Source organism: Mycolicibacterium helvum (genome assembly GCF_010731895.1).
In the GTDB taxonomy this organism is placed as follows: domain Bacteria; phylum Actinomycetota; class Actinomycetes; order Mycobacteriales; family Mycobacteriaceae; genus Mycobacterium; species Mycobacterium helvum.
Genome location: NZ_AP022596.1, coordinates 1,283,876 through 1,307,991 on the forward strand (window position 1 = coordinate 1,283,876; position 24,116 = coordinate 1,307,991).

A 24,116-nucleotide genomic window follows, 5' to 3' on the forward strand; every position below is an offset into this window, starting at 1 on the left:
GAGACCCGATGACAACCCGGATCGTCGACAAGGCGGCACGCGTTCTGGCCAGCCCGCTGGGCTACACCGATGAGAAGCGGCTGCACGACTCCCTCGCCCATCTGCGGGCGAATGTTCCGGTGTCGTGGGTCGAGGCGCAGGGGTACCGGCCGTTCTGGGCGATCACCAAGCATGCCGACATCATGGACATCGAACGCCAGAACGACCTGTTCACCAATGATCCGCGTCCGCTGCTGGCGATCGCCGAGGCCGACGATGCGCTGCGCGCACAACTGGAAGCCGGGATCGGCCTGCGCACGCTGATCCACATGGACGATCCGCACCACCGCGACATGCGCAAGATTGGTGCCGACTGGTTCCGTCCGAAAGCCATGCGCGCCTTGAAGGTCCGTTGTGACGAGCTAGCCAAGATCTATGTCGACAAGATGCTCGAGCAGGGTCCCGAGCTGGACTTCGTCCAAGAGATCGCGGTCAAGTATCCGCTCTACATCATCCTGACGCTGCTGGGCCTGCCGGAATCCGACTTCCCCCGGATGCTCAAACTCACCCAGGAGATGTTCGGCGGTGACGACGAAGACTTCCAACGCGGCGGCAAGACCGACGACATGCTGGCGGTATTACTGGACTTCTTCAACTACTTCAACACGTTGACCGCCTCGCGCCGGGAGCACCCCACCGAGGATCTCAGTTCGGCGATCGCCAACGCCACCATCGACGGTCAGCCGCTGTCCGCTATGGACACCGCCTCCTACTACGTGATCGTCGCCAGCGCCGGCCACGACACCACCAGCGCCGGAATCGCCGGCGGGCTCTTGGAATTGGTGCGCAACCCCGGCGAACTGCAGCGGCTGAAGAACGACCCCGGCCTGATGGGCACCGCGGTCGAAGAGATGATCCGCTGCGTGGTTCCTGTCAAGGAATTCATGCGCACCGCCCAAGCCGACACCGAAGTCCGCGGCGTCCCGATCGCCAAGGGCGAATCGGTTCTGCTGTCCTATGTTTCAGCCAACCGAGACGAAGACGTGTTCGACGATCCGATGCGTTTCGACGTCGGCCGCGACCCCAACAAACACCTGTCCTTCGGCTACGGCGTGCACTTCTGCCTGGGCGCTGCCCTGGCCCGCATGGAAATGCACAGCTTCTTCTCCGAACTCATCCCCCGCATCAACAGCATCGAACTGGCCGGCGAGCCCGAGCTGATGGCCACCACCTTCGTCGGCGGCCTCAAACGCCTGCCGATTCGCTACTCGCTGAAGTGATTTCGCCGACCCGGTGCACGGCCAGAAAGCCGTCCACCGCGGCGCGCGCACATTCGCGATAGTCAAAATCGGCCAACGTACTGATTCGCCCGGCGACCAGCGGGCCGATCAGCAACATGATGGCTTGCGCGCGATCTACGTCGCCGAGTTCGCGTTGCGCATCGGGGCTGTCGAAGATCGCGTCGAACGGAGCCCCGTACTGCTGGGCGACCCGTTCGCGCAGGGTGCGCACCTCGGGGCTGTCGGTGTCCTCGGTCCGGCCGGGCAAGTGCTCCATATCCGGACCCAGCGCCAGCCAGTAGGTGGCCGTCAACAGCACCGGTGTCTCGAAGATGAGGTCCGCCTGCGCCTGCATCAGTGCGACGAGGCGCTCCCGCAGCGATCCCGACTCCGGCGGCATCGGCGCGGGCGGGATCAGGCTGTGGAATGCGGCTGCCAGCAGATCATTGCCGCTGGGGAAATGCCGGTAGAGGGTCGCCCTGGCGACGTTGGCGCCCCGCGTGACCGCGTCCACGGTGACCGCACTGGGACCGCCCGTGCGCAGCAATGCCGTTGCCGCGTCAAGTAACCGGGCACGTGAACGCGCGGGTCTTGGATCGCTGCGTCGGCCCGTCATCGCCCCGTTCCCTTTCAGAGGTTTCCCAAGGTCTAGTCATCTTCGCCTTGTCCGGCCCGACTAGGGTACCGATTGGCTCTGCTGCCGAGAAAAGGCCGCTCAGTCGATGAATTCGGCGGCGCGGTGCCCGATCATCGCGATCGTCGCATGCGGACCGCGGCCGGTGATGCGGGGCAGCACCGAGCCGTCCACCACCCACAGGTTCTCGATCCCCCGCACCCGGCAGCGCGGGTCGACAACCGCGTGTTCGTCGCTGTCGGTGCCCATCGGGGCGGTGCCACACAGATGCTGCGACGTCGACCACATCGGGTCGCCGAGTTCAGTTGTACCACCAAGTATTTCCGCCGCGAGCGCGTAGCCGCGCCGTAGCGCGGCAACGTCCTCGGGAGCGCAATCGTAGCGGTGTTCGATCCGCGGCGGTACCGCCGGATCGGCTGACACCAGTGTCAGGCGGCCATGGGCCCGCGGTGCCATCAGCGCCACGCCCAGATGGGGCCAGTCGGGGTGACCGAGCGTGCCGTCACCGACCATCGCGATGAACCCACCGGTGTAGGGCCGGATCTCGACATCGTCGGCCACCAGCACCACTTCGAGTACGGGACGATGGGGGGCGACGGTCCACGTGGTGGACAGCACCCACTCGGGGTGATCGGAAGTTCGCTGCCCCACCGGCAGATCGGCCGTCACTGCGACGCCCGCGCTGCCCAGGACTGCGGCCGGCCCGATGCCGGACAGCATCAGCAGGTGCGCCGAGGAGATGGCACCCGCTGACAGCACGACACGGTCGGCCTCGAGGACGGCCGGTCCGTTCGGTCCGAGAGTCTCGACGCCCACTACCCGGGCGCCGTCGATCCGCAGGCGCAGCACCCGCGTGTGGGTCAGCACGGTCACGTTGGACCGGGCGGCGGCGGGTTCCAGGAACGCCGCACCGGGGCCGGCGCGGACACCGTCGACAATGTTCAGCGGCACCGCCCCGATTCCGGGAGGGGCATTCTCCCCGATCGGTTCAGCGTTGAGATCAGGTATCCAGTGCAGGCCGGCCACGCGGGCGGCATCGACGAAAGATGCCGTACTGCCGACGAATTCGTGAGTGCGCCGGATCGCGATCGGACCACCGTCGGCCCGATCCGGGAAGTCGAGGTCGGTCTCGATTGCCCGGTAGTGCGCCTGGACCTCCGACCAAGACCAGCCGGGAACGGCCGGACCGTCGAAGTCAGCGGTCAACGCCCGACAGAAGTACCCGCCGTTGACCGCACCGGACCCGCCAACTGTCATTCCCCGCACGATGTCGGCGCCGCGCTGCGGTTCGGTGGTCAGCTCCGTCCGGTAGCGCTGGACCAGCGGGCTAGCCGCCCCGATCGGTAACTGCAGACCGTTGTGAGTGAGCTCGCGAACTCCGGGCTCGTCGGGGCCCGAACCGGCTTCGACGACGGTGACCTGACGGGCAGGATCGACCGAGAGGCGTTCGGCGAGAACCGATCCGGCACTACCGGCACCGACGATCAGAACGTCGCTGTGCCTGACGTAATCACCCACCGAGTCAGGTTTTGATCTGCGGCCTCAGTGGCCGCAACGTACGCTCGCGGACTACACCCGTCCACAGGCCGGCACCATAGGCCAGATCGTCGAGACGTTTGAGTAGCAGGTAGGCGAACAGGCCGATCGGTTTGCCCTCGACGTCACTGTTGCGATTACGGATGATCCAGTCCTGCACTCCGTCGAGCACCGCGGCCACCAGGATCGCGTGCCGACACCGGCGCGAGAGCACGGCAGCCACCAGCGCCAGCGGCCAATAGTGCCGACAGACCGCCGCCGACAGCTGTAGGGCGGCGGCGCCGATGCCACGCAGAGCCAGGATCACCACCTCGGAGATCGAGGCGTCGGTGTTCTTCATCGCCTTGGCGGTCCGGCGGGCGGTCACCCCGGCGAACACCAGCGAGGCGGTATAGCCCGAGGCCGACCCCAGCGCAATCAGCAACCACACCAGCAGGCTCCATGCGGAGATCACCACCGGCGCCGTCTTGTCCGGGTGGCGGATCGACAGCGGAGCGGCCGACGTTCCGTAGAAGGCCTTGCGGCCCAACCACTCTCGGATCTGGGTGCGGTGCTCGTGGGCGACCAGCGCAATCGGCTCGTAGCGCAGCCGGGAGCCGGACTCGATGAGTCGCCAGCACAGGTCGACATCCTCGCCGGACAGCAGAGTCTCGTCGAAGCCACCCAATTCCAGCAGCGCCGCCCGCCGGCAGATGATCGCCGCACTCGGCACGTAGGACACCGGGCCGTAGGGCATCACCGGAGCCTCCCGTCCACCGAGGTCCAGCGACGACCGAACCGCTTCGTAGCGGGCGATCAGTTGATCGCTGTGGCCGAGTCCCACGATGCGCGGTGCGACCAGGGCCGCGGCCGGATCACAGAAGTGGCCGAGCAATGCCTCAAGCCAGCCCCGTCGCGGCACGACATCGGAGTCCAGGAAAGCGACGAAATCTGTTGTGCAGGAGGCAAGCCCGGTATTGCGCGCTGCCGCCGGCCCTTTGCTGCGCTGGTGACGCAGAATCTCGACATCGCAGCGCGCGCCGGCGAAGTCACTGGGTTGCACCGGTGTTTGCGAGCCGTCGTCGACGACGATCACGCGCAGACCGCGCAACGACATTACCAGGCGGTAGAGCCCAAACGGGTTGTCGCGTACCGGGATCACGACGGTGACGTCGCGGTGCGACGGGCCACCCGCCGGGCGCGGGTGCGCGACAGTAGCGTCGAGCAGGGCGCGGGCCAGCTGGGCGCTCACGGCATCGCGGACCTCGAGGCGGCCACCGTCGAGCAGGGTCTGTGCGGACGGCGCGAGTCGCAGCAGTCGGGTCGGTGAGCCGCCGAGCAGAGCCGAGCCCTCGGCGAGCGTGCGCACTCGCCGGTCGACCTGCACGGCGAACCCGTCAGGCAGCCGGGGCTGGGTCATGTCAGCATCCCGTCAGCGGCCGGGCGCCACCGATCGATGCGACGCGAACACTCCGCGACCATCTGCTCGAAGATGCGCGCACCCTCCATCGGAGTCGCCGTCGTCGGGTCACCCAACACGCCCACCTCACTCACCGCAGCAACCCCCCCGTGACGCAGCTGCGGCAAAAGGGTAGCCAGAGGTTCCCTGTTCCCGCTACACCAGGCGTCGGTCTGCACGTCCTCCGGCGAAATATGTAGCAATACAGATGTTTCCGTGTGGCCAGCATGGGCATCGCCGCCCTCGGCGACACACGGGCACCAGGTGGCGTCGCGGCCCTCGGTCCGCAGCCGGCGCACCGCCGCACGCAGCGCCTCCAGGTTGCCGCCGTGTCCGTTGACGAACACCAGCCGACGAGCCCAGCCACAGGCCGAGCGCCCGTACTCGACGAGGACGGCCGTCAACGCCTCGGTGCCGATCGACACCGTTCCGGCGAAGCCCTCATGCTCACCGGAGGCGCCATAGGCGATCGCGGGTGCAAGCAGATACTGATCAGGATCGGAACGGTTGAGGTCCTCGGTGGCGGTGCGGGCCACCGCAGTGGCGATGCGGGTGTCGGTGTCCAGCGGTAGATGCGGACCGTGCTGCTCGGTCGACCCCACCGGGATCAAGATCGTGGGTGAGGTGCCGCGGAGTTGACTCGATGTCGAGTTGCCCAACTCGCCCCGGAATGCCACGCGGTGATGGTAGGCCGAATTCACCTGCCGTGCGCCAATTGTTCGAGGAGAAGACAGACTTCTTTCGTATTCGGGACCGACGGACCCACCCTGAGCGTTTACCGCCGTCCCGTCCGTCACGCCAGCACCACAACCTCGCTTACGTCGGGGTCAGCGCACGCCTTACTTCGGCACTCCGAGCGCCCGGACGAAGCCGTCCGGCATCAAAATGTCCTCGGCGGTCAGGTCGTGGATCGACGCCTTCCCCAGCCCGCGTAGAGCCGAGTCGATGCCCCCGGTCAAGATGTCGAGGACGTTCTCCACGCCGGCCTGCCCGTTAGCCGCCAGGCCCCACAGGTAGGCCCGGCCGATCATCACCGCGCGGGCACCCAGTGCCAGCGCCTTGATTACGTCGCTGCCGCGGCGCACACCGCCATCCAGAAGCACCTCGACCTGGTCGCCGACGGCCGCCGAGATGGCGGGCAGAGCACGGATCGAGGCGGGCGTACCGTCGAGGTTGTTGCCGCCGTGGTTGGACACCGAGATCGCTGAAACACCGGCATCGACAGCACGTTTGGCGTCGTCAATGCGCATGACGCCCTTGAGCATGAACGGTCCGCCCCACAGCTCACGCAGCCAGGCGATGTCCTCCCAGGTGGGTGGCGGGGTCCCCATCCACTGGCCGTAGGCATCGAAGAACGGCGGGCCCGCCTCGCCCTTGGCCGCCTGGTTCGGTACCGCCAGCGCCGGCGGACGCAGGGTCTTGGCCCACTGCAGGAACCACCGCGGCCTGGTCACGGCCTCGGGGCTCATCTTGATCATGGTCTTGAGATCCATCTTCTCCGGGATCTTCGGACTGCCCCAGTCGCGTCCGTGGCTGAAGCTCCAGTCGGTGGTCACGATGAGACCGACCGCCCCGGCCGCGCGGGCCCGCTCGGCGCGGGCCGCGATAGCGTCCCGGTCGCCCAGCCAGTAAATCTGGAAGAACGTCTTCGGGTTCGCCGCGACGACCTCTTCGATCGGCTTGCTGGCAAACGAGGACAATCCCATCGCGGTATTGCGGGCGGCGGCCGCGCGCGCCACAGCGACCTCACCGTCGGGGTGTACGGCCTGCACGCCAGTCGGGGAGATCAGGACGGGGAGCGAAACGTCTTGCCCCATCACAGTTGTTGCCATATCCCGCTTTTCGAGGGCACCGATGACGTGCGGCGCAAAACCGAGCTCGTTGAAGGCCTCGTTGTTGCCGTTGACGGTGAGCCCCTTCTCACTGCCACCGATGAGTGCACCGTACGCAGATTTGGGAAGTCGCTTCTTCGCACGTTCCTGCGCGATGGCGACCGTTTCGAACCAGGTGTCGCGTGCCATGACTAGATCGGACTTTCGTTGCAGGGCTTAGCCGGTGGGCGGGTGGACAAGGTCAGCATGATCGGCTTGCCACGGGAATGGTCGGCGCTGGGCCGGGGCTTGTCCCGCTCGGCGGCCAGGGCGGGCGTCCCGTAGCCTTCGACGCATTCGGGGTCGGGGCCGTCCAGCGGCAGACCGGTGAAGAACTTCGCGGCCATGCAGCCGCCCCGGCATGCGTCGTAGTGCCCGCAGCTGCCGCAGGCGCCGGCCGACTGCGGCTCGCGCAATTCGCGGAAGAGTGGCGAATACTTCCACACGTTATCGAAACCGCCGTCGCGCACCACATTTCCAGCCAGGAACCGGTCGTGGATGGCGAACGGGCAGGCGTAGACGTCACCGACGGGGTCGATCAAACACACCACCCGGCCGGCGCCGCACATGTTCAGGCCCGCCAGCGCACCGGGGGCACCCAGACCGGAGAGATGGAAGAACGAGTCACCGGTGAGCACACCCTCACCCCTGGCCACCAGCCAGTCGTAGAGCGTCACCTGTTGTTCGGGGGTGGGATGCAGTTCGTCCCAGACGTCGGCTCCGCGACCGGAGGGGCGCAGCCGGGTGATGCGCAGGGTGGCGCCGTACTGGTCGGCGAGGTCCTTGAAGTCGTCGAGCTGGTCGACGTTGTGGCGGGTGACGACCACCGAGATCTTGGCATCTTTGAAGCCGGCTGCGGCCAGGTTCTCCAGCGCGCGGGTGGCCATCTCGAAGGAGCCCGGTCCGCGGACGGCGTCGTTGACCTCGGCGGTGGCGCCATCCAATGAGATCTGTACGTCGACGTAATCGCTGGCCGCCAGCCGTGCCGCCACCTCCGGGGTGATGCGCACGCCGTTGGTAGAGAACTTGACGCCGACGTGATGGGCGGTCGCGTAGTCGACCAGCTCCCAAAAGTCCGGTCGCACAGTGGGTTCGCCGCCACCGATATTGACATAGAAGACCTGCATGCGCTCGAGCTCGTCGATGATGTCCATGCACTCAGCCGTGGACAGCTCGCGGGGATCGCGCTTGCCCGAGGAGGAAAGGCAGTGCACGCACGCCAGGTTGCAGGCGTAGGTCAGCTCCCAGGTCAGGCAGATCGGCGCGTCGAGGCCGCTCTCGAACTGCTCGATCAACCGGGGTACCGGTGCCACCGAAGTCATTGGGAATCCTTGCAGATCAACATGTTCGAGGTCACCAGCACGCTCAACGCATGCAGATAGGGCGCCTCGTCGGGCTCGTCGACCCCGGCGGCCCGCAGAGCGGAGCGCGCGTCGGGGTGTTCGGACAGCGAGTTCACGACGGCCAGGATGGTGCGGTTCTTCAAGAACGACAGCTTCCTGGTGCCGAAGTGGTACAGCAGTGCGCCGAATGGTTCCGGGCGCACGGCCACCTGCGGATGTAGGCGCCAGCTGAGTGCCGGGTCGAAGTCCGACCCGGCCACAGCTGGATCGCCCACAGCGTGGGCGGGCACGGTCAGTAGACCCCGCACATCCCGTCGATGGAGACCTCTTCGACCAGCGTCTCGGTCACCAATTCGGTTTCGGTCTCACTTGTGTGGCTCGGCTCCATGAAAAGCACCCTTTCGTCGGCCAGGTTCTCGACAATTGTGATCGAGGTCGCAAGAATATGGCATCGAGTGCCGAAAAGGAAGGGGTGGGTCGATGACAAGTGGTTCTGTGGGTTCAGGTGGGGCCCGCGTGGGCCGGCGCCGATCCACCACTCAGGACCACATCACCGACGTCGCGCTCGACCTGTTCGCGAACTACGGGTTCGGTTCGGTGAGCGTCGACGACGTGGCCCAGGCATCGGGCATCGCGCGACGCACGCTGTTCCGCTACTACCCGTCGAAGAACGCGATTCCCTGGGGCGACTTCGACGCCCATTTGCAGCACTTCCGCGACCTGTTCGACGCGTTGGACGAGGACGAACCCATCAGCGCTGGGCTGCGCTCAGCCTTGCTGGCGTTCAACACTTTCGACGAGTCGGAAACCGAACGACACCGTCAGCGGATGCGGGTGATCCTGCAGACCGCCGAACTGCAAGCCCACTCGATGACCATGTACGCAGGCTGGCGCGGTGTCGTGGCGGACTTCGTGGCCGCACGCACCGGCGGTGCGCCCGGTGACCTGGTCCCCCAATCGGTCGCCTGGCTGATGCTCGGCGTCGCCCTGTCGGCCTACGAGTACTGGCTGGCCAACGAGGCGGTGTCGCTACCGGAGGCGCTCGGCGACGCCTTCGACGTCGTCGCGCACGGACTCGACGACCTCGGCGGCCGCTGACCCGCGTGCCGACCGCCGGAGCCGACGCACCCGCGAGAAAATTTCCCACCCCGAACCCGTCGGAGTTCGGCCCCACTCCACGACGATAAGGGTGTGAGCGCGCCTCCGGACCACACCGATGCCCCGCGCCGGCTGCTGGAGCTATACGACGATGCACTACCGGTCGTCTACGGCTACTTCATTCGGCGGTGCGGCGATCGGGCCACCGCGGAGGACCTCACCTCGGAGACGTTCCTAGCCGCGGTGGACGCCGCCCGGCGCACGCAGCCACCGCCCGTTGCGGTGCCCTGGCTACTCGGGGTGGCCCGGCACAAGCTCGCCGACCACTACCGGCGTCGCGCGGATCGGTCGTCGGTGCCCATGGCCGACATACCCGAACCCGACGCCAACGATGGCTGGGACGCCCAGCTGGATCGCCTCGTCGCCGAAAGCGTGCTGGCCCGGCTGCCCGAGGCGCATCGCACTGTGCTGGCGCTGCGCTACATGGACGACTGTTCGGTTCCGGAGTGCGCGGAGCTGATCGGCCGCACCGTGCACGCCACCGAGGCCCTGCTGGTCCGCGCCCGGCGCGCATTCCGAAAGCACTACCCGGAAGGAGGTGTCTCATGACCGATCCGTTGTCCGTCCTGAACGCCGAAGACCCTCCGGTACAACCGGATCCGGCATTCGCGGCGCAGCTGCGTGCCCGCCTGGAATCAGCGTTGTCATTGCCCGCAGGATCGGAAGGAGTTGTGATGAGTGGAACCACAGCGGCGGTCAGGCAACTGCAGAACCCGCACGACACGGCTGTCGCCGATTCACCGCGCCCGGCCGCCCTGCCTTATCTGACCGTTGCCGACGCCCGCTCCGCGATCGACTGGTATCGCGACGCGTTCGGGGCGCAGCTGATCGACGAACCGATCGAGATGGACGACGGGCGGATCGGGCACGCCGAACTCGCGCTGGCCGGTGGAGTGCTGTACCTGGCCGACGAGTTCATCGAACTGGGGCTCCGGGCGCCGGCAACGGATGCGACGTCGGTCAGCCTCATGATTGCGGTGGCCGACACCGACGCCGCGTTGGCCCGCGCCCGCGGGCGCGGCGTGCGGGTCGAGCGTGAACCGCACGAGGCGCACGGCGCCCGGACCGCGACGATCCGCGACCCGTTCGGCCACCGCTGGATGCTCAGCGGCCCGGCGCGTGAACCGATCCGTGCCGGCGACATCGGCTATGTCAGCGTGTGGACTCCAGACCCTGCCCGCACAGCCGCGTTCAACGCCCAGGTGCTGGGTTGGACCTACGACGACACCGGCCGCGAAGTCACCAACATCGTTGAGAGAATCGACATTTCGGCATCCGACCACAGCACTGTGTTTTGCTGCTACGCGGTGGCCGACCTGGCTGCGGCGCGGACGATGATCACCGCGGCGGGTGGCCGGGTCGGCGCGACGCGCCAGTTCATCGTGGGTGACGGTGTCGAGGCAATCGATCCCGCCGGTAACCCGTTCGGGGTGTACATGCCCGACCCGGGGCAGCGCCGTCCGCAGCTCAACGGAGCCGGACCCGGTGAGCTGTCCTACGTCACCTATCAGGTCGGCGACTCGGCGGCGTTCCGCGAGTTCTACGGACGACTGCTGGACTGGACATTCGAACCCGGCCGGGTCGAGGACGGCTGGCAGGTGCTCGGCAGCCACCCGATGGGCGGTGTCGCAGGCGGGTCGCAGCGGCCGGCCACCGTGCCGATGTGGACGGTGTCCGATATCGACGCCGCGGTAACCCGCGTCCGCCAGGCCGGCGGAACCGTGATCACCGAGCCAATCCGGCAGCCTTACGGCCTGATGGCCGAGTGCTCCGACGACCAGGGCAGCCGGTTCTACCTCGGCGAGTTCTAAGGGCCGCTAGCCCAGCACGTCGGCGATCGGTGCGCCGGCCGCGATCTTGGCGCGGGTCTTCATGACCTTGCCCGGCATACCGCCGCCGACCACCCCGGCCACCACACCGTCGCGCTCGTAGAATGCCAGGAACTTGCGACCGTCGTCCTCGACGATGTGCACGACGTCGGTGGCCTCGGGCTCGCCCAGGCACTGGATCTTCACGTCGTATTGATCGCTCCAGAAGTACGGCACCACGATCACCGACGGCGGCTCCAAGCCCAGCATCGACGGCACGATGACCCGGGCTTGCTCGGCGACATTGCTCCAATGCTCAACGCGGGCTTGATGTCCGGTGGCATCCCGCCAGGACGCGACATCACCGAGCGCCCAGACATTGGCCGCACTGGTGCGTCCCGCCGCATCACATACGACGCCGTTGTCGACCGCCACCCCGCTGCCCTCCAGCCAGTCGGTGGCCGGGCGTGACCCGATGCCGACCACGACCAGATCGGCCACGAGCTCGGTGCCGTCGGACAACACCACGCCGGCCACGTGGCCGTTCTCGCCGCGAACCTCGGCCACTCCGACGCCGGTGCGGACGTCCACACCCTCGGCGCGATGCAGCCGGGTCACCAGGTTTCCGACCTGCTCGCCCAGCACCGAGGCCAGCGGCGCCGGCTGCGGCTCCACCAGAACCACGTCGACGCCGAGCTTTCGCAGGCTCGCCGCGACCTCACAGCCGATGAAGCCGGCACCAATGATCACGGCGTGGCGAGCCGACGCGGCGTGGGTGCGCAGCGCCAGCGCTTCGTCGAAGGTCCGCAGCACCCGGATGCCCTCCAGGTCGGGAAACGACGGAATGCGCTTGGGCACCAAACCCGTCGCGATCACCAGCTCGTCGTAGCCCAGCACCGCGCCATCGGCCAGGGTCACTGTCTGGGCGGCGGTGTCCAGCGAGGCGACCGCACTGCCCAACCGCAGGGTGATGTTGTTCTCGGTATAGAACTCGGCGGGCTTGAGCGTGACATCGTCCAGGTCGGCGTGCAGCACGTCCTTCGACAGCGGCGGACGGTCGTAGGGCAGGTGCGCCTCGTCGCTGACGATGGTGACCGCTCCGGTGTACTCCGACTTGCGCAACTGTTCGGCAGCCCTGGTGGCGGCCAATCCGCCGCCCACGATGACTACACCCTGCTGCGCGCTCATATCGCTCGTGCTCACGTGGTGTTCTTACACGATCGCCGCCGAGAAGTGCGCGCCAGCCTGCCGTAGCAACCGCTGGGCTGAGCCGGTTAGGCCGGTGACCGGTCGATCAGATCGGACAGCACCACGATGCTCTCGCTTCGTTCGATGTCGGCGCTGGAGCGGATCCGCTCCAGCGCTGCTTCCAAGTGGCGCATGTCGCGGGCCAGCACATGCAGGATGGCGTCCGCGGTACCCGTGACGGTGGCGGCACTAATGATCTCGGGAATGTCAATCCAGGCCGCGCGCAACTGATCCGGCGCGATCGTGCCGTGGCAATACACCTGAACGTAGGCCTCGGTGTTCCAGCCCAGCGCGCTGCGGTCGATGACTGTGGTGAAGCCGCGGATCACCCCGTTGTCCAGCATCCGGTCGACCCGGCGTTTGACCGCTGGCGCCGACAAATTCACCCGCGCTCCAATCTCGGCGAAGGTAGCCCGTGCATGCTGGGTGAGCTCGGCGAGGATGCGCTCGTCGGTGTCGTCCAGCCGATCCATCCTTAGCGCTCCGATCTGTGGTTAATAAATCACCGCCATGCTGGCCGTGACGCAAGAAATCGATTATAGACACGCAATAGAGGTCGATTGATTGCGTCAGGAAGGGCTTCTATCGTTATTTCATGACGATATCCCCAGATGTCGCCGCCGCGTCAACGAGGACACTGCGCAGCCAGCGACTTCGGCACTACGCCATGACCCCGCCCACGTTTTTTGCCGTCGAGTACGCCATCAACCCGTGGATGGACACCAGCACCCCGGTCGACGCCGAACGCGCCATCACCCAGTGGGAGAACCTGCGGGACACGTACCGCCGCCTCGGCCATACCGTCGACGTCGTCGAACCGGCCCCCGGCCTGCCGGACATGGTCTACGCCGCCAACGCCGGACTGATCGTCAACGGCACAGCGATCGTCGCCCGGTTCAAACACGCCGAGCGGCACGGTGAATCGGTTGCCTACTCGGCCTGGATGCGCGAGCAGGGACACGACCCCGTCGCCACCCGCCACGTCAACGAGGGGCAAGGCGACCTGCTGGTCATCGGAACAACGATCCTGGCCGGCACAGGTTTTCGCACTCAACCGCAGGCGCATGCCGAGGTGGCCGCTATCACCGGCATGCCGGTCATCTCCCTGGAGCTCGTCGATCCGCGCTTCTACCACCTCGATACCGCGCTGACAGTGCTCGACGACACCACGATCGCCTACTACCCGCCGGCCTTCACCGCCGCTGCCCGTGGCCGGCTGCGCGAGCTCTTCCCCGACGCCATCGAAGTCGCGAGCACCGACGCCTACGCCTTGGGGCTCAACGCAGTGTCCGACGGCAAGCACGTCGTCTTCCCCACCCAGGCGAGCGGCTTCGCAAAGCAGCTTTATGACGCTGGCTTCCACCCCATCGGCGTCGACCTCTCCGAGCTGCTCAAGGGCGGCGGCTCGGTGAAATGCTGCACGCTGGAGGTGTTTACATGACCATGGCCGACACCGTTACCGGAGCAACCGGGTCAACCACAGCGGCCATCGCGCTCGACAACACCTACGCCGCGCACAACTATTCGCCGCTTCCGGTGGTGGCAGCCAGCGCCCGTGGAGTGTGGATAACCGACGTAGAAGGGCAGCGCTACCTGGACTGCCTGGCCGCCTATTCGGCCGTCAACTTCGGCCACCACAATGACGAGATCGTCGCCGCCGCCCATCGCCAGCTCGAATCGCTGACCCTGGTCAGCCGGGCGTTCCACTCCGATCAGCTCGGCCCGTTCTGCGCCGCGCTGGCCGGGCTGTGTGCCAAAGACATGGTGCTGCCGATGAACAGCGGCGCCGAGGCGGTGGAAAGCGGTCTCAAGGTCGCCCGCAAGTGGGGCACCGACGTCAAGGGCGTCCCCCACGGCATGGCCAACATCATCGTGGCCGACAACAACTTCCACGGCCGCACCATCAGCATCGTCAGCTTCTCCTCCGATGTCAGCGCCCGTGGCGGATTCGGGCCATTCACACCGGGATTCCGCTCCGTACCATTCGGTGACGCCGACGCGGTCGCCGCCGCCATCGACGAAAACACGGTCGCGGTTCTGATCGAGCCGATCCAGGGTGAGGCTGGGATCGTCGTCCCGCCCGACGATTACCTGCCACGGCTGCGCCAGCTGTGCACGCAGCGCAATGTGTTGCTGATCGCCGACGAGATCCAGTCCGGTCTGGCCCGCACCGGTCATACCTTCGCCTGTGACCACTGGGGCGTAGTGCCCGATGTCTATCTGCTCGGCAAGGCCCTCGGCGGCGGTGTCGTTCCGCTGTCGGCGGTCGTGGCCAACCGTGACATCCTCGAGGTGCTCCGCCCAGGTGAGCATGGTTCGACGTTCGGCGGCAACCCGCTGGCCGCAGCCATCGGATCCACCGTGATCGATATTCTGCGGCGCGGCGAATTCCAGTCCCGCTCAGCCGAACTCGGGCTTCATCTACACGCGCGACTACGCTCGCTGATCGGCCATGGGGTACTCGCGGTGCGCGGCATGGGACTGTGGGCCGGCGTCGACATCGACACTCGCCTGGGGACCGGTAAACAACTCAGCATCGCGCTGGCAGAACGCGGCGTGCTGGTCAAAGACACCCACGGCTCCACCCTGCGATTCGCTCCACCGCTGGTGATCACCGCCGAGGAGATCGACTGGGCGGTTGCGCAGTTCGCGAGCGTGCTGGCCGGGGCAGGATCATAATCGGCTAATCTCGCCCGACCGCAGGAGGCGCACATGCCGGCACCGCCGATCAACCTCACCGAGCAGATGTTGCGCCGACGGCCCGTCCTCGGCGCCCCTGTCGCACACGGCGCCACCGATCACCTGAAACGAACTATCGGCACGTTCCAACTGACCATGTTCGGCGTGGGCGCCACCGTAGGCACCGGCATCTTTTTCGTGCTCTCCGAGGCGGTGCCCAAGGCCGGCCCCGGTGTCGTCGTCTCGTTCATCATCGCCGGCATCGCTGCGGGCCTGGCCGCGATCTGTTATGCCGAACTGGCCTCGGCGGTCCCAGTATCGGGCTCGACCTATTCCTACGCCTACACCACGCTCGGCGAGGTCGTGGCGATGGGAGTGGCCGCCTGTCTGCTGCTCGAATACGGCGTATCGACCGCCGCGGTTGCCGTCGGCTGGAGTCAGTACGTCAACAAGCTGCTCGACAACTTCTTCGGACATCATCTGCCGGAAGCGATTTCAGCAGCACCCTGGGACAGCACGCCCGGGATCGTCAACCTGCCGGCAGTCGTGCTTGTCGTACTGTGTGCACTGCTCCTGATCCGCGGGGCCAGCGAATCGGCCGCCGTCAACACGATCATGGTCCTGATCAAGCTCGGCGTGTTGGTGATGTTCGCGGTGATCGCGTTCACCGCGTTCGACGTCGACAAATTCGCCGACTTCGCCCCACTGGGCGCCAGCGGAATCGGGGCGGCCGCCGGAACGATCTTCTTCTCCTACATCGGTCTGGACGCGGTCTCCACCGCCGGCGACGAAGTGAAGAACCCGCAGAAGACCATGCCCCGCGCCATTCTCGCCGCGTTGATCACCGTTACTGCGGTATACATCCTGGTCACCATCGCAGCCCTCGGCGCCCAGAACTGGACCGACTTCGAGGGGCAGGAAGCCGGCCTGGCCACCATCCTGGACACCGTCACCGGCGCCCAATACTGGGGCACGGTTCTAGCCGCCGGTGCGGTGATCTCGATTTTCTCGGTCACCCTGGTGACGCTGTACGGGCAGACCCGCATCCTGTTTGCCATGGGCCGCGACGGGCTGCTGCCGTCGATGTTCGCGAAGGTCAACACGCGCAGCATGACACCGGTCAACAACACCATCATCGTGGCGATCGTGGTGGGCATCCTCGCCGGCGTCGTCCCACTGCAGTACCTGGCCGACATGGTGTCGATCGGAACCCTGGTCGCCTTCATCGTGGTCTCGGTCGGCGTGGTCCTGCTTCGGGTGCGTGAACCGGACCTGCCCCGCGGCTTCAAGGTGCCCGGCTACCCGGTGACCCCGGTGCTGTCAGTCCTGGCCTGCGGCTACATTCTGTACAGCCTGCCGCCGGTCACCTGGATTGCGTTCTCGGGCTGGGTCGCGGTGGTGCTGGTGTTCTACTTCGTCTGGGGCCGGCACCACAGTGCACTCAACCGCCGCGACGACGACGTGATCGACAGTGCCACAACAGGAGTCGACGTCGTCAAGCCGCCACAGGATCCGTCATGACGGTCGTCGTCGGCTACCTCGCCGGCAAGAGCGGAACATCCCCGCTGATCCTTGCGGTCGGCGCGGCGCGCGCACTGCACACATCGCTGACCGTGGCGACCGTCGTACCCAAGCCGTGGACCACACCGTCCCCGGCCCGCATCGATGCCGAATATGCCGCCTGGGCAGACCAACTCGCCGCGGATTCCGCCACCGAAGCGCAACGCTATCTGGCCCCGCTGTCCCGGGGCGTCGACGTCGCCTACCACAGCCACGCCCACCGGTCGGTGTCCGGTGGGCTGGTCGAAGTGGTCGAAGAACTCGACGCCGAGCTGTTAGTGCTGGGCTCGTCGGCCAACGGCCAGCTCGGCCAGGTGGTCGTCGGATCGACCGCCGACCGGCTGCTGCACTCGGCTCCCGTCCCGGTGGCCATCGCCCCGCGCGGCTATCGGGCGGGGCGCACCCCGGTGCTGAGCCGGATCACGTGCGCGTACCCCGGCACGCCGGAGTCGGTGGACGTGGTCAAACGGGTCGCCGAGCTCGCCGAACAGTTCAAGGTGCCGCTCCGGGTGATCACCTTCGCGGTGCGAGGCCGCACCATGTATCCACCGGAAGTCGGTCTGCACGCCGAAGATTCGATCTTGGCTGCCTGGGAGACGCAAGCCCGCGGGGCGCTCGCCCAACTGCGGGCCGACGGTGTCGTAGGTGAGAACACCCTGCTACAGGTGGTCAGCGGGAACGGCTGGGATCAGGCACTGGACGCCGCCGACTGGGAGGACGGCGAGGTGTTGGCGCTGGGCACCTCCCCGCGCGGTGACATCGCGCGGGTATTCCTGGGGTCACGCGGATCAAAGATCATGCGGCACAGCCCCGTTCCGGTGCTGGTGCTACCCGGCTAGTAGCTAGTACTTCATCACCCCGCGGTCGACGTTGATCTGCGAGCCGGACAGCGTGGCGGAATTGTCGCCGGCCAGCCAGACCACCACATCAGCGACCTCGTCGACGTGCATGAAGTCGGTGAGCTTGCCGCTCGCGCCCTGGCCGGTCGGGAGATAGGGCATCGGCGAGAAGCCATGCAGGAAACTGGGGTGCGCGGCGAAAACGCCCATCATGGCGTCGTTTTCGGTCATCGGGGTGGCCACCGAGTAGGGATGGATGGAGTTGACCCGGATGCCGTACTCGCCGGCTTCCAGGGCAAGAGAATTCGTCAGGGCGGTCAGGCCGTGCTTGGAGGCGGCGTAGTGGCTGTTTCCGGGGGTGGCCTTCACTCCGGCAGACGAGCTCACCACGATGATGGAACCGCCGTTGCCTGCCTCGATCATCGCCGGGACGACGGCGCGCAATGTGCGCCAGGTGCCGGTGAGGTTCACGTCGATGACGGTGTTCCACTGTTCGTCGGTCAGCTCCCACAACCGGCCCCAGGACAGTACGCCGGCGTTGGCGACCAGGATGTCGAGCCGCCCGAACTGTTCGACACCATCGGCGACCAGCTGGCGGACCGCGGCGTCGTCACGGATGTCGACTTCGCGGGCCAGCGCCTTGCGGCCCTGCGCCTCGACCAACCGCACCGTCTCGCGGAGGTCCTCAGGGGTGGTTCCCGGGTAAGGAATGGTGTCACTGACCGGCGCGCAGATGTCGGAGATGATGACGTCGGCACCCTCACGGGCCAGCCGGACGGCATGGGCGCGCCCTTGGCCGCGGGCGGCCCCGGTCACGAATGCCACTCGTCCTTCAAGCGTCCCCGACGATGTTGTCATCAATGGTCCTTTCGATCAGCTCCAGCCAGGCTAGCAAGCCAACTGAAACGTGTTCTAGGAACCACCGGAGGCGGTATGGAAGCGTGCTCAGTAGTCGACGTGGTCTCGGATGATCGGACAGGTCATGCAGTGGCCACCGCCGCGACCGCGACCCAGCTCGGCACCCACGATCGTGATCACTTCGACCCCAGCATTGCGCAACAGCGAATTGGTGTGGGTGTTGCGGTCATAGGCGAACACCACCCCCGGTTCGACGGCCACCAGGTTGTTGCCGCTATCCCACTGCTGACGCTCAGAGTCATAGGCGGTGCCTCCGGTCTCGACCACGCGAAGCGCACCGACACCCAGAGCCGATGAGACGACCTCGACGAACGGCTTGGTCTCCTCGATGACGTCGAGCCCCGGCGCCGAGTCGCTGGGCACCAACGTGAAAGTCTGGATGTTGTCCACGATCTCGGGGTAGATCGTCACCACGTCGCGATCGGCGAACGTGAACACCGTATCCAGGTGCATGGCCGCGCGCAGCTTGGGCATGCCCGCCACAACCACCTTCTCGGCCGCACCACTGGCGAACAGGGTGGCCGCCACCTGGGTGATGGCTTGGCGCGACGTACGTTCGCTCATGCCGATCAGCACCACACCGTTGCCCGGCACCAGCACATCGCCACCCTCGATAGTGGCCATCCCCCAAGACTTCTCGGGATCACCCCACCACACCGTGGAGCCAACGAAGTCGGGATGGAACTGGTAGATGGCCTTCATCAGCAGCGTCTCGTCGTGGCGGGCCGGCCAGAACAGCGGATTGAGCGTCACGCCGGAGTAGATCCAGCACGTGGTGTCACGGGTATAGAGCGTGTTCGGCAGCGGCGGCATCAGGTATTCGGTGATTCCGGCGTGCTCGCGGGCCAGGGCGCGGTAACCCTTGCCGAGGTCGGCGGGCAGGTCGCGGGTGGACAGCCCGCCGATCAGGAATTCGGTGAGCCGCCGGGCAGCCAGCTCGCCGAGGAAGTTCCTAGTCTCGTCGACAAGCCCCAGCCCCACTTCGTTGGCGACGATCTTGCGGTCGAGCAGCCAGGTGCGAGCTTCCGGAATATCCATCGTCTCGGCAAGGAGGTCGTGCAGCTCGACCACGTCGACACCACGGTCGCGCATCTTGGCGATGAAATCGAAGTGGTCGCGCCGGGCGTTCTGCACCCACAGCACGTCATCGAAGAGGAGATCGTCACAGTTAGTCGGCGTCAGACGCTCGTGGGCCAAACCCGGCGAGCACACCAGAACCTTGCGCAGCGTTCCGACTTCGGAATGCACGCCGTACGACACGGACGCTGACGTCATCGGCACCCGGCCTACTAGAGGTTGGCGAGGATCTGCTGCCGCTTGGCGGTGTATTCAGCCTCGGTGATCGACCCCGTTGCGCGCAACGTCTCGAGCTCCTGCAGCCGCTGCGCCGTGGAGGCTTCCGGCATCGGCGGCATCGGCGGCGGCACATACGCTGGTGCAGCGGCCGGCGGCGGTGCGGCGGGAGCGGCGGCGGGCTGGCCCACGGCGGACCGGCGGACCACGGCCATCACCTGCTGACGCACAGCGGGATTGGACCGGATGTCGATGGTCCCGGTCATCGGAACGTTGTTGGCCCGCAGGATCTGCAGGATCTCCATCAGCGGCCCAGCCTGACCCCGTAGGTCGTAGGTCTTGTTGTCCTCGGCCAAAGTGAACTGCGCAGGCACCACACCGGCGATCAAAGCGCTTGCATTCCAATCGATTTCATACTTCTGGGTGCCCGGCTCGACGAGGGCCACCAACTTGTGGGCATTGAGGATCTGCATGCGGGTCGGGCTGGATGCCATGGTCTCCTGAGTGTCGAACCCTTGATATCCGGGCACCTCGAAATGCAGGTTCACCTTGATCATCTGCTGGTCGTTGACGAACCAGGAAGTGTCCGAGATCCCGGTGATCTGGACCAGCACCAGAACACCTCGCTGAGTGAGTTCGTCATGTCGGGCCGCCGATTTCACACCGGCGTTGGTCAGCCACAGAGCGACCAGCACGTCGCCGGCGGTGATCAGCAGACCAACCCAGAACATCCACCCGATATACGGCCGCGCGAACGGACCGAGGGCGAAGTACACGATGAGGAAGATCGGCCCGACCAGGCCGCCGAAAAGCAGCACCGTCAATTGCGCTTTGAGATACCGCACCAACATTTGCGATGTCCCTTCTCGGCCAGCAATGTGGGACTCAGACTAGCCGCAAGACATCAACTTTCCGACGACTTGCCGAACCCTGGGAAAACGCTGCCAGTGCGCGGCTCAGGGGGCCTGCGACAGACCGTCGAGGCCAGGTACTGCGGGATCGGATGCGCCACGAAGTACCGGCGCCGGCAGGTGGTGTCGAACAACGAAAAGCGGCGCCCACCGGAAAGGTGAGCGCCGCTTTTGCGGTACTAGATCAGATCACTTGTGGATCTTGGTGACCCGGCCGGCGCCGACGGTGCGGCCACCTTCGCGGATCGCGAAACGCAGGCCCTCGTCCATGGCCACGGGCTGGATCAGCTTGACGGAGATGTCGGTGTTGTCACCGGGCATCACCATCTCGGTGCCCTCGGGGAGGGTCACAACGCCGGTCACGTCCGTGGTGCGGAAGTAGAACTGCGGACGGTAGTTGTTGAAGAACGGCGTGTGCCGACCGCCCTCGTCCTTGGACAGGATGTAGACGCTGCCGTCGAACTCGGTGTGCGGGGTGGTGGTGCCGGGCTTCACGACGACCTGACCACGCTCGACGTCCTCGCGCTTGACGCCACGAACCAGCAGACCGACGTTGTCGCCGGCCTGGCCCTGGTCCAGCAGCTTGCGGAACATCTCGACACCGGTGACCGTGGTCTTCGTGACGGTCGGCTTGATGCCGACGATCTCGACTTCCTCGTTCACGTTGATCACGCCACGCTCGACACGACCGGTGACCACGGTGCCGCGGCCGGTGATCGTGAAGACATCCTCGACGGGCATCAGGAACGGCTTGTCGGTGTCGCGGACCGGGTCCGGGATCGACGCGTCGACAGCGTCCATCAGGTCCTCGACGGACTTGACCCAGGTCGGGTCGCCCTCGAGGGCCTTAAGCGCGGACACCTTGATGACCGGCGCTTCCTCGTCGAACTCCTGAGCGGCCAGCAGTTCGCGGACCTCCAGCTCGACGAGCTCCAGGAGCTCCTCGTCGTCGACCATGTCGGCCTTGTTCAGCGCCACCAGGATGTAGGGGACGCCAACCTGGCGGGCCAGCAGGACGTGCTCACGGGTCTGCGGCATCGGACCGTCGGTGGCGGCAACCACCAGAATTGCGCCGTCCATCTGGGCGGCACCAGTGATCATGTTCTTGATGTAGTCAGCGTGGCCGGGGGCGTCAACGTGCGCGTAGTGACGCTTCTCGGTCTGGTACTCCACGTGGGAGATGTTGATGGTGATACCGCGCTGACGCTCCTCGGGCGCATTGTCGATCTGGTCGAATGCGCGCGACTCGTTCAGCGTCGGGTACTTGTCGTGCAGCACCTTGGTGATTGCTGCAGTCAGCGTGGTCTTGCCGTGGTCAACGTGACCGATGGTCCCGATGTTGACGTGCGGCTTCGTCCGCTCGAACTTCGCCTTCGCCACTTCTGTGTCCTCCTGGACTTGTTGTTGCTTGGTTTAGCAGATGTTCTGGATGAAAATTGTGTTCAGTTGTGTAGCCAGAGCGACGGATTACTGACCCGTCGCCTTCGCGATGATCTCCTTCGACACGTTCGCCGGAACTTCGGCGTACGAGTCGAACACCATGGAGTAGTTAGCCCGGCCCTGCGTCCTCGACCGGAGGTCGCCGACATAGCCGAACATCTCCGACAACGGCACCTGCGCCTTGACGACGCGCGCACCGCTGCGCTCTTCCATGGCCTGGATCTGACCACGGCGGGAGTTCAGGTCGCCGATCACGTCACCCATGTAGTCCTCGGGGGTGGTGACCTCGACGGCCATGATCGGTTCCAGGATGGCCGGCTGCGCTTGCGCGGCAGCCTTCTTCAGCACCTGAGAGCCGGCGATCTTGAACGCCATTTCCGAGGAGTCGACGTCGTGGTACGCACCGTCGAGCAGGATCAGCTTCAGGTTCACCAGCGGGTAGCCGGCCAGCACGCCGTACTGCATGGCGTCCTGCGCACCGGCATCCACCGACGGGATGTACTCGCGCGGGATGCGGCCACCGGTGACCTTGTTCTCGAACTCGTAGGTCGCGCCGTCTTCGCCGACGAACGGCTCGATGGCGACAAGGACCTTCGCGAACTGGCCGGAACCACCGGTCTGCTTCTTGTGGGTGAACTCGACCTTGTCGACGGCCCGCTTGATGGTCTCCTTGTAGGCGACCTGCGGCTTGCCGACGTTTGCCTCGACCTTGAACTCGCGGCGCATGCGGTCGACCAGGATGTCCAGGTGGAGCTCGCCCATGCCACCGATGATGGTCTGGCCGGTCTCGTGGTCCTGGTTGACCTTGAACGTCGGGTCTTCCTCGGCCAGCTTCTGGATGGCCAGGGACAGCTTCTCCTGGTCACTCTTGGTCTTAGGCTCGATGGCGACCTGGATGACGGGATCCGGGAACGTCATCGACTCCAGCACGACCTGGTCATTCAGATCACTCAGGGTGTCACCGGTGGTGGTGTCCTTGAGGCCGATCACCGCGTAGATATGGCCGGCGGACGCCGTCTCGACTGGATTCTCCTTGTTGGAGTGCATCTGGAACAGCTTGCCCAGCCGCTCCTTCTTGCCCTTGGTCGAGTTGATGACCTGCGCGCCGGAGTCAACCTTGCCCGAGTACACCCGGACGTAGGTCAGCTTGCCGAAGAACGGGTGCGTGGCAACCTTGAACGCCAGCCCGGAGAACGGCTCGGCCGCCGACGGCTTGCGCAAGACGATCTCGTCTTCCTTGCCCGGGCGGTGGCCTTCGGCGGCCGCGACGTCCAGCGGGGTCGGCAGGTAGTCGATGACCGCGTCGAGCATGGGCTGCACGCCCTTGTTCTTGAACGCGGAACCGCACAGCACCGGGTAGCCGGCGCTGGTGACGGTCAGCTTGCGCAGACCGGCCTTGATCTCGTCGATCGTGAGCTCTTCGCCACCCAGGTACTTTTCCATCAGGTCGTCGTCGGTCTCGGCGATGGCCTCGATCATCGCGGTGCGGTACTCCTCGGCCTTCTCCTGCAGGTCGGCCGGGATGTCGACGACGTCGTACTTCTCACCGAGCTTCGTCTCGCCGCGCCAGACCTTGGCCTTCATCTCAACCAGGTCGACAACGCCCTCGAAGTCACCTTCGGAACCGATCGGCAGCTGGATCGGGACCACGTTCGCGCCGAGGCGATCCTTCATGGTCTGCACCGAGAAGTAGAAGTCAGCGCCCAGCTTGTCCATCTTGTTGACGAAGCAGATGCGCGGGACGTCGTACTTGTCGGCCTGACGCCAGACCTGCTCGGACTGCGGCTCCACACCTTCCTTGCCGTCGAAAACGGCGACGGCACCGTCGAGCACGCGCAGCGAGCGCTCTACCTCGACGGTGAAGTCGACGTGGCCGGGGGTGTCGATGATGTTGATCTGGTTGTCGTTCCAGAAGCAGGTGGTCGCAGCCGAGGTGATGGTGATACCCCGCTCTTGCTCCTGCTCCATCCAGTCCATCGTGGCAGCACCGTCGTGCACCTCACCGATCTTGTACGAGATACCGGTGTAGAAGAGGATGCGCTCGGTCGTCGTCGTCTTGCCGGCATCGATGTGCGCCATGATGCCGATGTTGCGGACCTTGTTCAGGTCAGTCAGCACGTCCTGTGCCACGGCTAAATTCCCACTCTTTCGGTTCTCAGTTCGGTGTCTTCAGTGCGCCCA

At 65.9% G+C, this 24,116-nt stretch carries 23 protein-coding genes; 8 read left to right on the forward strand and 15 right to left on the reverse strand.

Features of this window, described 5'->3' with window-relative positions; translation table 11 throughout:
* Positions 1 to 8 precede the first annotated feature (8 nt).
* Entirely contained in the window at positions 9 to 1,259 is a 1,251-nt protein-coding gene (locus G6N38_RS05860; RefSeq protein WP_163746672.1) for a cytochrome P450, read from the forward strand.
* On the opposite strand, the gene G6N38_RS05865 is transcribed toward G6N38_RS05860, so the two are convergent.
* The 8 genes from G6N38_RS05865 to mftA all read right to left on the reverse strand — a co-directional run bounded on the left by G6N38_RS05865 (position 1,225) and on the right by mftA (position 8,469).
* Positions 1,225 to 1,875 carry a TetR/AcrR family transcriptional regulator gene (locus G6N38_RS05865; RefSeq protein ID WP_163746673.1) on the reverse strand — a complete coding sequence of 217 codons (651 nt, stop codon included), beginning with the start codon at positions 1,873 to 1,875 and terminating at the stop codon, positions 1,225 to 1,227. The two genes, G6N38_RS05860 and G6N38_RS05865, sit on opposite strands and share 35 nt — an antisense overlap.
* 99 nt (positions 1,876 to 1,974) lie before the next feature.
* The gene (gene mftG, locus G6N38_RS05870) at positions 1,975 to 3,411 is read right to left on the reverse strand and encodes a mycofactocin dehydrogenase MftG (RefSeq protein WP_163746674.1); all 1,437 of its coding nucleotides are present in this window, start codon (positions 3,409 to 3,411) and stop codon (positions 1,975 to 1,977) included.
* A 4-nt stretch (positions 3,412 to 3,415) separates the two neighbouring features.
* Positions 3,416 to 4,828: a mycofactocin biosynthesis glycosyltransferase MftF gene (gene mftF / locus G6N38_RS05875; protein ID WP_163746675.1), complete on the reverse strand. Its 1,413-nt coding sequence runs from the start codon at positions 4,826 to 4,828 to the stop codon at positions 3,416 to 3,418.
* Positions 4,825 to 5,568 (reverse strand): mycofactocin biosynthesis peptidyl-dipeptidase MftE, encoded by a 744-nt coding sequence (gene mftE, locus G6N38_RS05880; protein ID WP_163746676.1) that lies wholly within the window; start codon positions 5,566 to 5,568, stop codon positions 4,825 to 4,827. Before mftE ends, mftF begins: the two co-directional genes overlap by 4 nt.
* A gap of 138 nt (positions 5,569 to 5,706) precedes the next feature.
* The gene (gene mftD, locus G6N38_RS05885; RefSeq protein ID WP_163746677.1) at positions 5,707 to 6,888 is read right to left on the reverse strand and encodes a pre-mycofactocin synthase MftD; all 1,182 of its coding nucleotides are present in this window, start codon (positions 6,886 to 6,888) and stop codon (positions 5,707 to 5,709) included.
* Positions 6,889 to 6,890: 2 nt separating this feature from the next.
* Complete coding sequence (gene mftC / locus G6N38_RS05890) at positions 6,891 to 8,060, reverse strand: mycofactocin radical SAM maturase (protein ID WP_163746678.1); 1,170 nt, start codon at positions 8,058 to 8,060, stop codon at positions 6,891 to 6,893.
* Positions 8,057 to 8,389, reverse strand: coding sequence for a mycofactocin biosynthesis chaperone MftB (gene mftB, locus G6N38_RS05895; protein ID WP_197748119.1), 333 nt, complete (start codon positions 8,387 to 8,389; stop codon positions 8,057 to 8,059). Before mftB ends, mftC begins: the two co-directional genes overlap by 4 nt.
* Complete coding sequence (mftA, locus tag G6N38_RS05900) at positions 8,374 to 8,469, reverse strand: mycofactocin precursor MftA (RefSeq protein ID WP_163697390.1); 96 nt, start codon at positions 8,467 to 8,469, stop codon at positions 8,374 to 8,376. Before mftA ends, mftB begins: the two co-directional genes overlap by 16 nt.
* Before the next feature lie 92 nt (positions 8,470 to 8,561).
* Here mftA and mftR point away from each other — a divergent pair, with 92 nt between their 5' ends.
* From mftR to G6N38_RS05915, 3 genes are all read left to right on the forward strand, one after another.
* Positions 8,562 to 9,179 carry a mycofactocin system transcriptional regulator MftR gene (mftR, locus tag G6N38_RS05905; protein ID WP_163746679.1) on the forward strand — a complete coding sequence of 206 codons (618 nt, stop codon included), beginning with the start codon at positions 8,562 to 8,564 and terminating at the stop codon, positions 9,177 to 9,179.
* A gap of 93 nt (positions 9,180 to 9,272) precedes the next feature.
* The gene (locus tag G6N38_RS05910) at positions 9,273 to 9,788 is read left to right on the forward strand and encodes an RNA polymerase sigma factor (RefSeq protein ID WP_163746680.1); all 516 of its coding nucleotides are present in this window, start codon (positions 9,273 to 9,275) and stop codon (positions 9,786 to 9,788) included.
* Positions 9,785 to 11,050: a VOC family protein gene (locus G6N38_RS05915; RefSeq protein WP_163746681.1), complete on the forward strand. Its 1,266-nt coding sequence runs from the start codon at positions 9,785 to 9,787 to the stop codon at positions 11,048 to 11,050. Before G6N38_RS05910 ends, G6N38_RS05915 begins: the two co-directional genes overlap by 4 nt.
* Before the next feature lie 6 nt (positions 11,051 to 11,056).
* On the opposite strand, the gene G6N38_RS05920 is transcribed toward G6N38_RS05915, so the two are convergent.
* Together G6N38_RS05920 and G6N38_RS05925 are read right to left on the reverse strand one after the other, a co-directional pair.
* Positions 11,057 to 12,235 (reverse strand): NAD(P)/FAD-dependent oxidoreductase, encoded by a 1,179-nt coding sequence (locus G6N38_RS05920; protein ID WP_163751827.1) that lies wholly within the window; start codon positions 12,233 to 12,235, stop codon positions 11,057 to 11,059.
* A gap of 86 nt (positions 12,236 to 12,321) precedes the next feature.
* Positions 12,322 to 12,768 (reverse strand): Rv2324 family transcriptional regulator, encoded by a 447-nt coding sequence (locus tag G6N38_RS05925; RefSeq protein WP_163746682.1) that lies wholly within the window; start codon positions 12,766 to 12,768, stop codon positions 12,322 to 12,324.
* Positions 12,769 to 12,890: 122 nt separating this feature from the next.
* Between G6N38_RS05925 and ddaH the strand changes: the two genes are divergently transcribed.
* The 4 genes from ddaH to G6N38_RS05945 are packed head-to-tail and all read left to right on the forward strand — an operon-like array spanning position 12,891 to position 17,373.
* The gene (ddaH, locus tag G6N38_RS05930; RefSeq protein ID WP_170314152.1) at positions 12,891 to 13,736 is read left to right on the forward strand and encodes a dimethylargininase; all 846 of its coding nucleotides are present in this window, start codon (positions 12,891 to 12,893) and stop codon (positions 13,734 to 13,736) included.
* Entirely contained in the window at positions 13,733 to 14,974 is a 1,242-nt protein-coding gene (rocD, locus tag G6N38_RS05935; RefSeq protein WP_163746683.1) for an ornithine--oxo-acid transaminase, read from the forward strand. The genes ddaH and rocD overlap by 4 nt, the downstream gene beginning before the upstream one ends.
* A 33-nt stretch (positions 14,975 to 15,007) precedes the next feature.
* Positions 15,008 to 16,495 (forward strand): amino acid permease, encoded by a 1,488-nt coding sequence (locus G6N38_RS05940; RefSeq protein WP_163746684.1) that lies wholly within the window; start codon positions 15,008 to 15,010, stop codon positions 16,493 to 16,495.
* Positions 16,492 to 17,373, forward strand: a complete 882-nt coding sequence (locus G6N38_RS05945; protein WP_163746685.1) for a universal stress protein — start codon at positions 16,492 to 16,494, stop codon at positions 17,371 to 17,373. The genes G6N38_RS05940 and G6N38_RS05945 overlap by 4 nt, the downstream gene beginning before the upstream one ends.
* Before the next feature lie 3 nt (positions 17,374 to 17,376).
* On the opposite strand, the gene G6N38_RS05950 is transcribed toward G6N38_RS05945, so the two are convergent.
* From G6N38_RS05950 to fusA, 5 genes are all read right to left on the reverse strand, one after another.
* Positions 17,377 to 18,231, reverse strand: coding sequence for a mycofactocin-coupled SDR family oxidoreductase (locus G6N38_RS05950; protein ID WP_163746686.1), 855 nt, complete (start codon positions 18,229 to 18,231; stop codon positions 17,377 to 17,379).
* 87 nt (positions 18,232 to 18,318) lie between these two features.
* Positions 18,319 to 19,566: an arginine deiminase gene (arcA, locus tag G6N38_RS05955; RefSeq protein WP_163746687.1), complete on the reverse strand. Its 1,248-nt coding sequence runs from the start codon at positions 19,564 to 19,566 to the stop codon at positions 18,319 to 18,321.
* Between the two features lie 14 nt (positions 19,567 to 19,580).
* Positions 19,581 to 20,435, reverse strand: coding sequence for an SHOCT domain-containing protein (locus G6N38_RS05960; protein WP_163746688.1), 855 nt, complete (start codon positions 20,433 to 20,435; stop codon positions 19,581 to 19,583).
* Positions 20,436 to 20,684: 249 nt separating this feature from the next.
* Positions 20,685 to 21,875: an elongation factor Tu gene (gene tuf / locus G6N38_RS05965; protein WP_163746689.1), complete on the reverse strand. Its 1,191-nt coding sequence runs from the start codon at positions 21,873 to 21,875 to the stop codon at positions 20,685 to 20,687.
* Between the two features lie 87 nt (positions 21,876 to 21,962).
* Positions 21,963 to 24,065: an elongation factor G gene (gene fusA / locus G6N38_RS05970; RefSeq protein ID WP_163746690.1), complete on the reverse strand. Its 2,103-nt coding sequence runs from the start codon at positions 24,063 to 24,065 to the stop codon at positions 21,963 to 21,965.
* Positions 24,066 to 24,116: the final 51 nt, after the last annotated feature.

What these genes read in the sequence shown, in the direction of transcription:
- G6N38_RS05950 (WP_163746686.1), bottom strand. Translation starts at nt 18,231, where the DNA reads ATGACAACATCGTCGGGGACGCTTGAAGGACGAGTGGCATTCGTGACC.
- G6N38_RS05920 (WP_163751827.1), bottom strand. Translation starts at nt 12,235, where the DNA reads ATGAGCGCGCAGCAGGGTGTAGTCATCGTGGGCGGCGGATTGGCCGCC.
- mftF (WP_163746675.1), bottom strand. Translation starts at nt 4,828, where the DNA reads ATGACCCAGCCCCGGCTGCCTGACGGGTTCGCCGTGCAGGTCGACCGG.
- mftR (WP_163746679.1), top strand. Translation starts at nt 8,562, where the DNA reads ATGACAAGTGGTTCTGTGGGTTCAGGTGGGGCCCGCGTGGGCCGGCGC.
- G6N38_RS05860 (WP_163746672.1), top strand. Translation starts at nt 9, where the DNA reads ATGACAACCCGGATCGTCGACAAGGCGGCACGCGTTCTGGCCAGCCCG.
- mftA (WP_163697390.1), bottom strand. Translation starts at nt 8,469, where the DNA reads ATGGAGCCGAGCCACACAAGTGAGACCGAAACCGAATTGGTGACCGAG.
- rocD (WP_163746683.1), top strand. Translation starts at nt 13,733, where the DNA reads ATGACCATGGCCGACACCGTTACCGGAGCAACCGGGTCAACCACAGCG.
- arcA (WP_163746687.1), bottom strand. Translation starts at nt 19,566, where the DNA reads ATGACGTCAGCGTCCGTGTCGTACGGCGTGCATTCCGAAGTCGGAACG.
- G6N38_RS05925 (WP_163746682.1), bottom strand. Translation starts at nt 12,768, where the DNA reads ATGGATCGGCTGGACGACACCGACGAGCGCATCCTCGCCGAGCTCACC.
- ddaH (WP_170314152.1), top strand. Translation starts at nt 12,891, where the DNA reads ATGACGATATCCCCAGATGTCGCCGCCGCGTCAACGAGGACACTGCGC.
- mftD (WP_163746677.1), bottom strand. Translation starts at nt 6,888, where the DNA reads ATGGCACGCGACACCTGGTTCGAAACGGTCGCCATCGCGCAGGAACGT.
- G6N38_RS05915 (WP_163746681.1), top strand. Translation starts at nt 9,785, where the DNA reads ATGACCGATCCGTTGTCCGTCCTGAACGCCGAAGACCCTCCGGTACAA.
- G6N38_RS05940 (WP_163746684.1), top strand. Translation starts at nt 15,008, where the DNA reads ATGCCGGCACCGCCGATCAACCTCACCGAGCAGATGTTGCGCCGACGG.
- G6N38_RS05960 (WP_163746688.1), bottom strand. Translation starts at nt 20,435, where the DNA reads ATGTTGGTGCGGTATCTCAAAGCGCAATTGACGGTGCTGCTTTTCGGC.
- G6N38_RS05945 (WP_163746685.1), top strand. Translation starts at nt 16,492, where the DNA reads ATGACGGTCGTCGTCGGCTACCTCGCCGGCAAGAGCGGAACATCCCCG.
- G6N38_RS05865 (WP_163746673.1), bottom strand. Translation starts at nt 1,875, where the DNA reads ATGACGGGCCGACGCAGCGATCCAAGACCCGCGCGTTCACGTGCCCGG.
- mftC (WP_163746678.1), bottom strand. Translation starts at nt 8,060, where the DNA reads ATGACTTCGGTGGCACCGGTACCCCGGTTGATCGAGCAGTTCGAGAGC.